This window comes from Bacillus cereus group sp. MG1 (assembly GCF_040460035.1).
Classification (GTDB): domain Bacteria; phylum Bacillota; class Bacilli; order Bacillales; family Bacillaceae_G; genus Bacillus_A; species Bacillus_A cereus.
Genome location: NZ_JARVGY010000001.1, coordinates 3,322,369 through 3,334,534 on the forward strand (window position 1 = coordinate 3,322,369; position 12,166 = coordinate 3,334,534).

Consider the following 12,166-nt stretch of genomic DNA (forward strand, 5'->3'; position numbering starts at 1 on the left):
AGAGGGGATGTGGTATTATCCCCTATAGGTAGACAGTAAAAAAAGAGTCCATCTGATATGATGGACTCAATACTGTTTTATCTGGAGGGGATTTTTTTATGGCAAGAAAAGGACAATCATTTCAAAAATATACAGAAGAACTAAAGCGAGAAGCAGTTCGTCTTCGATTAGAAGAGAGAAAATCATTGCGAGAAATTCGTGAACAACTCGGTGTGAAGAGCGATGCCCAGATTATTGAGTGGGTAAAACGTGCGCAACAAGGGGAGTCCTTTGATGATCAACGTGGTGTCTGGAATCGAAAGAATTTTAATAGTCTAGAAGAAGAAAATGCTTATTTGAAGGCACAGGTTGAGTATTTAAAAAAGCGCAATCCAAATCTACACGGGAAGGAATGGTCCTAAAGAAAGAACGATTTTCTCTTATCGATTCATTACGCCAAGCCTATCCACTCCGATGGTTGCTTCAAATCGCGGAAGTTTCTAAGGCTGGCTACTATAAATGGCGGAAATATCATAACGTGCAGCGTTTACGTCAGAAAAGGGATATGTGGCATAAAGAACATATTTTATCTATTCATCGTCAGCACCCTTACTATGGGTATAAACGTATGACTCGTGCTTTGGCTCGAGAAGGAATGGTAATGAATCATAAACGTGTTCGTCGTCTTATGAGAGAGCTGGGTATTCAATCTATCATTCGAAAAAAACGTCCGTTTTATGGAAGAAAAACATCTGTGGTATTTAAAAATCATTTGAATCGAGAGTTTCAAGCTGAAAAGCAAAATCAAAAATTCGTAACAGATATTACTTATGTACGAATCGGAGAACAATTTGCCTATTTGTCGGCTGTGTTAGATTTATACAACAATGAAATTGTTGCCTGGAAGCTATCTTCAAGAAATGATTTAGATTTGGTTTTAACTACATTACGTCAATTAGAAGGGAAGTCATTAACTACTAAGCCCCTTTTCCATTCAGATCAAGGGTTTCAATATACATCTAAATCCTACGCAAAACAGTTAGAGAAATTAGGATTTGTCGGTAGTCATTCTAGACGTGGAAACTGTTTTGATAATGCGTGTATCGAATCATTCTTCTCACATTTAAAAACAGAGAAGTTGTATTTAGTGTGCCCAAAAACATATGAAATGGCCTACCGAGCAATTCAAGAATATATTCAATTTTATAATACAGAAAGATTCCAAGAAAAACTTCACGGCCTTTCCCCGATAGAATATCGGGAAAAGGCCGTGGCATAATACTCTTTTTATTTCTGTCTACTTGACAGGGAGATGACCAATGTTCCCTCTTTTTTTATAAAGTAAAACTTTAATTAGTGGAGGAGGGCATCATCCACTAATTATTAGCTCACACCAATCGGGATAAAAGTAAGGGGAATGAGAGATGGATATATACTTATTAATCGTCACGTTACTTGCGATCACAATTGTTATTTTAGGGGTATCATGGTGGAAATGGCATGCATTTATTAGTTTAACAGTTGCGAGTTTATTTTTAGCTATTATGTCTGGACTGAATGTAACGAAAATAGTGGCTGCCTATGAAACTGGTGTTGGTAGTGTACTAGGGCATTTAGTTGGTATTTTAGCACTTGGAACAATTTTAGGAAAAATGATGTCCGATTCAGGGGCAGGCATGCAAGTTGCAGATTTCTTTATTCGATTTTTCGGTGTAAAAAAATTACCTTGGGCTATGTTATTTGCAGGGTTTGTTATAGGGATTCCCGTATTTTTTGAAGTGGGGATTGTCATTTTATTACCACTCGTTATTTCAATTCGAAAAACGACGAAGCAAAATATATTATTAATTGCGTTACCTGTCATTGCAGGATTATCTATTGTTCACGGGCTCGTACCACCACATCCAGGGGCGATGACAGCAATCGGTATTTATAACTCGAACTTAGGAAAGGTACTTTTATATTCATTAATTATCGCGTTACCAACAGCCATTATCGCAGGCCCAATATTTGCAAAGTGGGTACATAAGAGGATTATACCTGAAAATGAACCGGAGCTTGTTCGAGTTACGACAGTATCAACTGATTTGCCAAGTCGTAAAGTTTCATTCTTTATTATTTTATTACCAGTTGTATTGATGATTTTATCAGTAGTTGCACCATATATTTCATTACCGAAAAAAATGACTGAATTTTTTGTGTTTATAGGGAGTCCAGTAATCGCCTTACTTATTTCATGTTTCGCAGCATTTTATTTACTTGGTATCAAACAAGGTATTAATAAAAAGATGATTAAAAAATTAACAGATGAAAGTTTATTGCCTGTCGGTTCTATTATTTTAATAATTGGTGCAGGCGGTGGATTTAAACAAATATTAATTGAAAGCGGCGTTGGAACAGCTATTGCACAAATGGCAGAACATATTTCGTTATCACCAATTGTATTAGCTTTCATGGTAGCTGGTTTAATTCGAATTGCAACAGGTTCAGCTACAGTAGCATTAACGACAGCAGCAGGGATTGTTTCACCAGTTATTCAGCACATGTCTGGTGTGAATTTAGAGTTGCTAGTTATTGCAACCGGTGCAGGATCATTAATGTTTTCTCACGTAAATGATGCAGGGTTCTGGCTTGTAAAAGAGTATTTAGGTTTGACGGTGAAGGAAACATTTAAAACGTGGACGGTACTCGAGACATTGTTATCATTTATTGCATTTGGTTTTGCTCTTTTGTTGAATATGTTTCTTTAGGGAGAAAAGCCCATTTTAATTAATAAAACCCACAGGAGAAATTCAATTTCTCTGTGGGTTTTGCTATTTTTTAATCGTAGTTACTTACAAATATACAGGGCAAGGTGCTTTTTATATCTTTTTTCTATTGTCCTATTATTTAATAGAACGGACATACTGATTTTCTCCATCGTCTTTGACAAAGACTCCTAGCTCATTCAAATCTTTGCGTAAATGCTTCTTTTTTTTCGAGTTTCCTTCTCGAAGGGCATTTCGTCTTTCATACAAAATAGTATTTATGCTTTTATTAAATCGCGCATCCTCTAATTTCCATAAGCTATACTCATGTTTATAAGGATCTTGTTCCACCCAGGGGAAGTCGTGCATTAAGAAAGTATCTTTAATTTTGCTTGGGGTAATGTCAGATGTTTCACGTAACCATTCTCGGTCTTCTTGATCAATGATAACCACTTGACGCTTATCTACAAAAACGGCTTTTACATTTGATCTGGTGATTTGTTTCTTTTGATCGTCCTTATTCACGTGAATGCTTTCCGAAGTAATGTTCATTTTTAAAGCTTCACTATAAATAATTAAAGAAAATAAAATTCCTGCAATAACACCAATTAGCATGAGGATAATAGGAAGCCAGAAGGGATTAATAAAATTTAAAAGTTCTATAATTTTTGAATCAGAAAAGAGAGGAATCTTTTTTATAATCTCTATTAATTTATGTGAAAAATATCCAATAACGCCTAAAAGGATTGGACTTACTATAGCAAGTAACTTTTCTAAAAAACCTAATCCAATGACAGATGCCTTTTTCATGTGTAGTTCATCCTTTCTTATATATATTTTTTAACCAGGGCATGTTTTAAATAGTGAGTTTTTTCACCATTTTTATGAGCTCATCTGAGTAATTTTCTATGGATATAGATGAATTTGCCTTCAACATTCTTTCTTCGATTGCTCCTAAAATAAATGAAGCTAATGTGTCGGTTTGAAAAGAGTTAGAAAACACGCCATTTTGTTGTCCAGTCTTCAAAATATCTAATAACATCGTTCTAAGAGCATCCTCTTCGTCGTCTTCGATTCTGTAATAAGGAATGTTCTCTTCATTTCTTGCATTAAAGACAATCTCAATTAAGGCAATATTATTTTTGTAATGAGTTTCTTGATAAGCCAAGTGTGCTTCAATAAAAGCCTCTAGTTTATTTATTTCAGATTGAGCTAATAGTACTCGATTACTAATAAATTCATGTTGTTTGGCAACTAAAAATTGTAATGTACGGTTCATAAGGTAAAGCTTATCATTAAAATGATAAGAAATAAGTCCGGTACTAATCTTAGCCTTTTTTGCCACCTTCGTTAAGCTCAAGTTGTTATATCCAACCTCTTCTAATGTATCAATACATGCAAGAATAATTTGTTCACGCCTAGCCTCTGCAATAAAAGAATCAGTCACGCTATTCAACTCCTGATTTATATAATTTGAATGTATAATCAAAAAATTGATTGATCGTTCAATTAAATATTAGTAAGAAATTATTAGTATGTCAAATGTTTTATACCTACATCTTGATAAGGCTCATTTTCTGAAACAAGCCCGTTTTTAAGAAAGCCAAGCTTCCTATTCGCCCTGAAAACATACTATAAATGGAATCCCCTCATTTAGAACAAGAGGAACTTGTTATGAATGATACTAAAGGAGGAATAGGGTAATGAGCGAAAAGTGTGAACACAGACATGATGATTGTAACCGCAGACATGGTTGCGGAGGCGGTTTTGCGCTTCTAATCGTATTGTTTATTTTATTAATTATCATCGGTGCTAGCTGCTTCGGCGGAGGCGGCGGTTGTGGTTATGGAGGTTACGGCGGCTACGGATATGGTGGCTACGGCGGATATTGCTGCTAATTATTAAAAACTATTGAAAATGGCCTTGTGCAATACGCACAAGGCCATTTTATTCATATTTTTATATGCTGTGATAATTTATTAATGTACAGAGAACGGATTAAGAAGAAGAAAATGATCTCGATAATCCCGAAAAAGGTGAGTACGATACATGTCTCTTTTAGTAAGGAGAAAGAAAACATGCTTTGTAAAAACTTAACCGCAAATAATGTGTGAACACCAGCAACGATGTAAGGAACGAAAAATAAAATTCCTAATTGAATCGTTGCAGAGCGAAACATTTCTGATTCAGTTAAGCCAAGCTTTGTAATCGTAATATACTTTTGTCTTTCAGTTGTTAAGTCATTATACATACGGAAGTATAGAACACTAGCCGCACCGATAAAGAAAATAAAGCCGAGAAATGCCCAAATAAAGAATTGAGCAACTGCATTTCCTTTACCGTAAATGAGTTCATCCGTAGCCGTATGTATGAAGAAAGGAACTTGAGCGTTCTCTTCTGTATGCTTTTCGTAGAACTCACGCGCATCGCCACTAATAACACGTAACATATTTTTGGTTGGAACGATTGCATTTTCCCAGTTTTCTACGAAGTAGTTATAGATTACAGTTGTTTCAATATGAGGAATCATATTATCAAATACATAATCTTGTACGACAGCTAAATGTGGGAATGCAAAGGATGGTTCGATTCCCTTATTAATAAACCCTTTAATATGAAATTCTTTTTTATTAGACCCGAGTGTAATCGTATTTTGCTTTGCAAATGGATTAGATACGAGATCGAGAAGTTCTGGTGAGTGCCGAGAAATAATATAAACTTCTGTAGAATCGATTGTTATTTCCGGTCTTTTCAATTGTTTAGCAATTGCGTTATAATCACTCATCTTCATAAGCATAATATCTTCTTTGGAAGCTGTATCTTTTAATACTGTAAACTTATATTTTTTGTAAAGAAAATTATTAGTTGTAAGCTCCGTTTCAATTGTAGAAATATGCTTTTGTTCAAGGGAATTGTCACCTTCTGATGTATACGTGAAGGGAACGGGATATCGCTCTAATACTGATGCCTTCGTATTGTTATTAGCGGCGAATAATCCAATAATAATCGTAAATGCAAGTGCAGATAGCATAGAAACAATAAAGAGTACATTAATATTACTGCGTGTACGAGAAACTAAATCTGAAATCCATAACATATTTATTTGTTTCAAATAAAACTTTCTGCGCTTCTTTAAAATATAGATGAAAAGAAGGAATGTTTGTGAAAAGAATAAATATGTCCCGACTATTACGAGCGGTAAAATAGATAACATAATAAAAAAGACAGATCCATTTTGCACATTTTTTTCCGTTACGTAGCCTCGCGGATAACCAGCGATATAATAGCATAGCCCTAAACAAATTAAAGCGAATAAAGAGATGAGTATAGATGGTCTTTTTTCAGCTGGCATTTTCTTGTTCCCTTTAATGAGGTGGGCTGTCTTTCGAGTACGAATAAACATTGGTGTAAATGTAGAAACGATTAAAAATAAAATGATAAACGTTACGGTTGTAACGATAATCGCTTCTGTTGGCCAATATAAATAGAGACCTTTCGCACTTGTTAATTTCGAAGTGACTAATAAGAAAAAGTTAGAAAATACAAGTCCACCTTGAATGCCGATAAAGATAGATAATATCCCAATTATCATGTTTTCGGTAAATAACAATCTTTTTAATTGTCTCTGTGAGATACCAAGAATAGTGAGTATCCCGAATTGCTGCTTCCGAACATTTAAAAATGTTCCAATTGAATATAAGAGAAAGAAGAACGAGAACATAACGATCACAAGTTGTGCTGTACTAGCTAAGTTCATTAGAGGATCACGTTCTTGAAAGCTTTGTACACTCTGTAAGCGCGGATGATACGCGTATACAGTAAATGAAAAGAAAACCATGATAGAAAAAGCACTACTTACAAAGTAGGCGAAATATGCTTTCGAATTACGTGAGACATTTTTAAATGCGAATTGCCAAAATGTCATCCACGTCTTCCTCCTAATAACGCTAGAACATCTAATATTTCTTGATAAAATTTCTCGCGATATAATCCGCGGTGTAGTTCATTGTAAAGCTCTCCATCTTTAATGAAAATAACACGGTTACAATAACTTGCTGCAAACGGATCGTGCGTAACCATTAAAATCGTTGCATCTTCTTCTTTATTTAATTTCGTAAATAACTCCATTACGTCAATTGCCGCTTTTGAATCTAAGTTTCCTGTCGGTTCATCGGCTAGTAAGAGAGAAGGGTGATGAATAACAGCACGTGCTACTGCGGTACGCTGTGCTTGTCCCCCAGAAACTTCAAAAATACGCTTGTCCAAAATATGATCAATTCCAAGCTTTTTTGAAATGTTATCAAGCTTTTCATCCATTTCTTTTAATGGAACATTATCTAATGTTAAAGGTAGTACGATATTTTCACCGATTGTTAGTGTATCTAGTAGGTTAAAGTTTTGGAAAACAAATCCTAACTCTTGTCTTCGGAAAATAGCTAACTTCTCTCTACGAAATGTGTGCGGTTTTTTTCCGTTAATCACGACATCACCAGAAGTCGGAGAATCGATTGTAGAGATAACGTTTAAAAATGTAGATTTTCCGCTACCAGATGGTCCCATAATGGCAACGAATTCCCCTTTATCCACGTGTAAATTTATATTTTTTAAAGCAGTATGAGGGACTTTCCCCTCATATACTTTTGAGACGTTTTTTATGTGTAATACTTCTTCCATAGTAATCACCTTTCTACTTTTTAAAACTTAATGTGTTGTGATAATTTTTGCATATAAAAGGAACGAATTAAAAGGAAAAATAAAATTTCAACTGTTCCAAAAATCAACAGTACGACTGTAATTTCAGCGAAGAACGAGAGATGTAATATTTCTTGTAGCATCTTTGTCGCAAACATCGTATGGATTGATGCCATAATGTAAGGTACGAAGAAAAGAATCGCAAGCTGAATTGTCGCTGAACGTTTCATTTCAGTCTCAGTTAAGCCGATTTTCGTAATCGTTATATATTTTTCTTGCTCATTTGTTAAATCTGTATACATCCGGAAGTAAAGAACACTGCCAGCACCGATAAAGAAAATAACTCCTAGGAAAGTACCAATTAAGAAGAACGAAGCGACATTTAGTTTTGTCTTATATAGAGAATCGCTCGCTTCACTTGCATGGAAAGGTGGATGCTCTGCTTGAATTGCTGCATTATCGTTATGGATTTTTGTTATAAACGATGAACCGATATTATGTGCTTTTTCCCAATCTGTAACTTTAAAGCTATATACACTCATTTGTTTTGAAACGTTGGATAATGCTTCTACATTTTCATCAGATAGTATGAGCAATTGGTATATTAAGCGATTTGGGAATGGGTTATAACTTTTATATTCTTTCACTTGTAGTTGTAAATTGTTTTGAGTAAGTGTAAGAGTATTTTTGTTGTCTTTATTATGAAGCGTTCCAATAACTTGATCATCTAAGTCTTTCATAAGAATATAAGATTCATTCTTATTGACCGTGAGCGTTTCCCAATTTAAAGCCTTAGCAAGTACATTATAGTCACTTTGTTTAATGGCATAATAGAGCTGCGTGTTATCTTCAGCCGAAGATACTTCATATATATCCGTTTTAAATTTTGTATAAGTAAAGTGCTCTTCATTAAATTTCTGCTCTAACCAGTTTAAATGTTCATCAGCTAACGCATATCCACATATTAAACAGGTCGCACCAAATAGAGAGATGAGCACGGATGCTTTTCTTTCTTTTTGTTGTTTTCCTTCTTTTAAAAGACGTACGGCTTTTCTCGTGCGAATGAGCATCGGTGTAAAAGATGATACGAGAATGAAGAGGCCGAGAAAGATGATGATAGTTAAAACGATAGCACTTGTAGGCGGATATAAATATAAACCAGGTACGTGTGTAATTTTGGCGGTAACTAACAAAAAGAACTGTGAAAAGACAAGTCCAAGTTGAATGCCAAAAAATATAGAAAGAGCACCAATTAACATATTTTCTATAAATATGAGTCGCTTTAATTGTTTTTGAGATATGCCAAGCACTGTTAAAATCCCGAACTGTTTTTTTCGTACTTTTAAAAACGTCCCGATTGAATACAGTAAAAAGAAAAATGAAAAGAACACAATGACAACTTCTGAAATTGTCATTAATATGTTCAGAGAAAAATTCACGTCTGTCATATGCAATTTAGGATGAAATAAATAAACTGCAAATGAGAAAAAGATTGCGATGGAGAACGCACTGCTTACAAAATAGGCGAAATAAGCTCTGGCGTTTCTTGTGACGTTTTTAAATGCAAACTGCCAAAATGTCATTCACCTAAACCTCCTAATAGGGTGAAGATGAAAAGAGTATGAGAGATACTCTTTTCATCAAGTTTGTTTTAAATATTTTGTCCACTCGTGTAATGTGATAATTTTTGCATATAAAGTGAACGAATGAATAAGAAAAATACGATTTCAACGAATCCAAAAATAATAAGAACGGCTGAAACTTCTTTGAACAGAGATAAACCAATTACATCTTGTAGCATTTTTGTTGCGAACATTGTATGAATGGATGCCATAATGTACGGAATGAAAAATAAAATACTAAGTTGAATGGTTGCAGATCGTTTCATCTCTGTATCTGTTACACCGATTTTAGAAATCGTTATATATTTCTCTTGTTCGTTCGTCAAATCCGTATACATTCTAAAGTAAAGAACGCTACCAGCTCCAATGAAGAAAATAACTCCTAAAAATGTCCCGATTAGGAAGTACGCGGCACTACCTGATGTTATTTTGTATAACGATCCTGCTGATTCAAAGGAACGAATAAGAGGCCCTTCATACTGGTATTTATTTCGATCTTTTTGTACCTTTTCTATAAAATTATCAGCAATTTCATATGTCTGTTCCCAGTTTTGAATTTTGTAATTGTATGCTGATATATGTTTTACGGTGTTAGGTAAGTTATTTACGATAACATCAGGCAACACTATCGTTTGATATGAAAAGTCAGATGGGATTGCGTTTACATGCTCATAGCCTTTAACTCTTAATTTCGTATTTGTACTAGAGAGTGTAATGTAATCTCTATTGTAGCTTTGCTCAAATTCGTTGAATATGGTGATATAAGATGTCCCTGTTAACACATATGCTTCGTTATCATCCATAAATAGTTGTTTCATTCGTAAAGAATTCGCAAGTTTGTTATAGTCACTTTGCTTAATTGCGTATACGTCATTATAAATAGCTATATCTTTATCTTCTTTTAGTGGTGTTTCATATATATCAGCTTTTATTTTTTGATAAGGGAAATGCTCTTTTTGTAATTGTTGCTCAAGCCAATTTAAATGCTCTGTAACAAAAGGGTTCGCATCATACGAGAAATAAGAAATTGGGAAAGGGGAAGTTCTATTCACCTCTAGCTTAATAAATTTCCCGAATCCATATAGGAACGTGATCATTGTGAAAGCAATTGTAGAGAGCATCGCTACAATAAAAAGCATATTAATATTCGTCCGAATACGGTTTGCTAAATCTGAAATCCGAAGCATATTAATCCGTTTCATATAAAATCTTCTTCTTTTCTTTAAAATATAAATCAGTAAGAAACTAATTTGAGAAAAGAAAAAATATGTTCCTATTGTAACAAGCATTGGGATAACGAAAATACTCGAAACCATATATATAACACCGATTTGCGGGCTTACTGATACGAAATATTTAGGATTTCCAGCTAACGCATAACCACCAAATAAACAAATCGCACCAAATAATGAAACAAGTATGGATGGTTTTCTTTCTTTTTGTTTTCCACCATTTGTTTTTAAAAGGTGTACCGCTTTTTTTGTACGAATAAGCATTGGTGTGAATGCAGATACAATGATAAAAAGACTAAGGAAAACAATGGTTGTTAAAATAAACGCGTTAGTAGGACCGTATAAATATATTCCTGGAACATGCGTAAGTTTGGCTGTTACTAATAAAAAAAATTGAGAAAAAACAACTCCAAACTGCATGCCGAAAAAGATAGATAAAATCCCGATTAACATATTCTCCATAAAAACAAGACGATGTAATTGTTTTCTTGATATTCCTAAAATGGTCAAAACACCAAATTGTTTTTTTCTAACTTTAAAAAAAGTACCAATGGAATATAGTAAAAAGAAGAAAGAGAAAAATACAATTACTACTTCTGAAAATATCATTAATCCTGAAATTTCAGAGGTCATGTCAAAGTTTTGTAATTTCGGATGGAATAAGTAAACAGCAAACGAAAAGAACACAGCAATGGAAAAGGAACTACTTACAAAGTAAGCAAAATAAGCTCTCGAGTTGCGCGTGACGTTTTTAAATGCAAATTGCCAAAATGTCATAGATTATACCTCCGGCTAGAAGATATAGAAGTAGTTGTATTGCAAAAAATGTATGAGAGTGTGTTCTCATACATTTTGCTTGCATATGTTACGATCATGCTTCGGTCACCTTCTCCGTATGTTCTGCTTGATTATTTGCAGCGTTGTGGAAGATGATTTTAATCGTCGTTCCTTTACCAACTTCAGAATCTAGTTTGACAGAGTGACCTAAATAATCACAAATTTTACTTACAATATAAAGCCCCATACCAGTAGATTCTCCGAATGCGCGACCGTTTTTCCCAGTGTAAAATGGTTCAAATACTCTTCGAATATCTTCTTGCGGAATACCAACACCTTCATCACGAACTTCTAAAATAATATCCTTTCCGTTTCGGTAAGCAGATAAGAAAACTTTCTTTCCGCGCTCACCAGAGTAACGAACAGCATTTGTCATTAACTGATAGATGATAAATTTTAGCCATTTCGCATCAGAAGCAACTTTTAAATCAGAATGGACTTCTAAAACAGGGAAGACACCATTACGAATGAATAGTTCTTTTAATCCGTTAATATTTTTTGTTACCGTATCTTTTAATGAAATCGTCTCAACATGGAAATCTTCATGGAAGTTATTTAACCTAGCCATGTATAAAGCCATATCAAGCCCTTGGTTTAGACGCTCTAATTCTTTTTTAAACTTTGGAATTAAATGCTCGTCTTCCATTTCTAGCACCATAAGCTGCATAACAGAAACAGGTGTCTTCATTTGATGTACCCAGTGGTTAATGAATAATTGATGTTCTTGTTGTTTTACTTCATACGATTGTAGTTCTTTTTGGAAGAGGCGGTACTGCGTACGCACGAGTTCATTGACACCGTGAGGCATCGGAGCAGTTGCTCTTTCAATAAACGCATCTTCCATTTTTTCTGGTTGCTCGCTTAATCTATGGTACATTCTACGATTGCGAACGTAACGGTAAGCGAGGAAACAAATAAATAAATATAAACTTAAAACGACGAAATAAAATTTATTGTTTTGAAATCCATCTACTGCATCATAAAGAACGAAAATGATACCGAAGTTTAAAACGTACAGTAGGAAAAATGCAAAATGATCACGTAAAAATAGCTTCAT

At 34.3% G+C, this 12,166-nt stretch carries 10 protein-coding genes; 3 read left to right on the top strand and 7 right to left on the bottom strand.

Annotated features, from left to right (window positions below; genetic code table 11):
- Positions 1–98: 98 nt before the first annotated feature.
- Together QCI79_RS17425 and gntP are read left to right on the top strand one after the other, a co-directional pair.
- A protein-coding gene (locus tag QCI79_RS17425) for an IS3-like element ISBth8 family transposase (RefSeq protein WP_087874946.1) occupies positions 99–1,258 on the top strand; the annotation gives its coding sequence in 2 pieces (ribosomal slippage) (positions 99–357 and positions 357–1,258; 1,161 coding nt in all).
- A gap of 145 nt (positions 1,259–1,403) precedes the next feature.
- Positions 1,404–2,729, top strand: a complete 1,326-nt coding sequence (gene gntP / locus QCI79_RS17430; RefSeq protein WP_021728768.1) for a gluconate permease GntP — start codon at positions 1,404–1,406, stop codon at positions 2,727–2,729.
- A 135-nt stretch (positions 2,730–2,864) separates the two neighbouring features.
- On the opposite strand, the gene QCI79_RS17435 is transcribed toward gntP, so the two are convergent.
- Both QCI79_RS17435 and QCI79_RS17440 read right to left on the bottom strand, forming a co-directional pair.
- Positions 2,865–3,536: a YqeB family protein gene (locus QCI79_RS17435; protein WP_021728769.1), complete on the bottom strand. Its 672-nt coding sequence runs from the start codon at positions 3,534–3,536 to the stop codon at positions 2,865–2,867.
- Positions 3,537–3,582: 46 nt separating this feature from the next.
- Positions 3,583–4,173 carry a TetR/AcrR family transcriptional regulator gene (locus QCI79_RS17440; RefSeq protein ID WP_000132246.1) on the bottom strand — a complete coding sequence of 197 codons (591 nt, stop codon included), beginning with the start codon at positions 4,171–4,173 and terminating at the stop codon, positions 3,583–3,585.
- Between the two features lie 256 nt (positions 4,174–4,429).
- Between QCI79_RS17440 and QCI79_RS17445 the strand changes: the two genes are divergently transcribed.
- Positions 4,430–4,624: a YjcZ family sporulation protein gene (locus QCI79_RS17445; protein WP_001290395.1), complete on the top strand. Its 195-nt coding sequence runs from the start codon at positions 4,430–4,432 to the stop codon at positions 4,622–4,624.
- A gap of 53 nt (positions 4,625–4,677) precedes the next feature.
- Here the strand turns inward: QCI79_RS17445 and QCI79_RS17450 are convergent, their stop codons facing one another.
- From QCI79_RS17450 to QCI79_RS17475, 5 genes are all read right to left on the bottom strand, one after another.
- Positions 4,678–6,651 carry an FtsX-like permease family protein gene (locus tag QCI79_RS17450; RefSeq protein ID WP_000144954.1) on the bottom strand — a complete coding sequence of 658 codons (1,974 nt, stop codon included), beginning with the start codon at positions 6,649–6,651 and terminating at the stop codon, positions 4,678–4,680.
- On the bottom strand, positions 6,648–7,400 hold the full coding sequence (locus QCI79_RS17455; RefSeq protein WP_000393250.1) for an ABC transporter ATP-binding protein: 753 nt from the start codon (positions 7,398–7,400) through the stop codon (positions 6,648–6,650). Before QCI79_RS17455 ends, QCI79_RS17450 begins: the two co-directional genes overlap by 4 nt.
- Positions 7,401–7,420: 20 nt before the next feature.
- Positions 7,421–9,001 (bottom strand): FtsX-like permease family protein, encoded by a 1,581-nt coding sequence (locus tag QCI79_RS17460; RefSeq protein WP_021728770.1) that lies wholly within the window; start codon positions 8,999–9,001, stop codon positions 7,421–7,423.
- 68 nt (positions 9,002–9,069) lie between these two features.
- Positions 9,070–11,049, bottom strand: coding sequence for an FtsX-like permease family protein (locus QCI79_RS35030; RefSeq protein ID WP_021728771.1), 1,980 nt, complete (start codon positions 11,047–11,049; stop codon positions 9,070–9,072).
- A 94-nt stretch (positions 11,050–11,143) separates the two neighbouring features.
- Positions 11,144–12,166, bottom strand: coding sequence for a sensor histidine kinase (locus QCI79_RS17475; RefSeq protein WP_000765341.1), 1,023 nt, complete (start codon positions 12,164–12,166; stop codon positions 11,144–11,146).

What these genes read in the sequence shown, in the direction of transcription:
- QCI79_RS17435 (WP_021728769.1), bottom strand. Translation starts at nt 3,536, where the DNA reads ATGAAAAAGGCATCTGTCATTGGATTAGGTTTTTTAGAAAAGTTACTT.
- QCI79_RS17445 (WP_001290395.1), top strand. Translation starts at nt 4,430, where the DNA reads ATGAGCGAAAAGTGTGAACACAGACATGATGATTGTAACCGCAGACAT.
- QCI79_RS17450 (WP_000144954.1), bottom strand. Translation starts at nt 6,651, where the DNA reads ATGACATTTTGGCAATTCGCATTTAAAAATGTCTCACGTAATTCGAAA.
- gntP (WP_021728768.1), top strand. Translation starts at nt 1,404, where the DNA reads ATGGATATATACTTATTAATCGTCACGTTACTTGCGATCACAATTGTT.
- QCI79_RS17460 (WP_021728770.1), bottom strand. Translation starts at nt 9,001, where the DNA reads ATGACATTTTGGCAGTTTGCATTTAAAAACGTCACAAGAAACGCCAGA.
- QCI79_RS17455 (WP_000393250.1), bottom strand. Translation starts at nt 7,400, where the DNA reads ATGGAAGAAGTATTACACATAAAAAACGTCTCAAAAGTATATGAGGGG.
- QCI79_RS35030 (WP_021728771.1), bottom strand. Translation starts at nt 11,049, where the DNA reads ATGACATTTTGGCAATTTGCATTTAAAAACGTCACGCGCAACTCGAGA.
- QCI79_RS17475 (WP_000765341.1), bottom strand. Translation starts at nt 12,166, where the DNA reads ATGAAGCTATTTTTACGTGATCATTTTGCATTTTTCCTACTGTACGTT.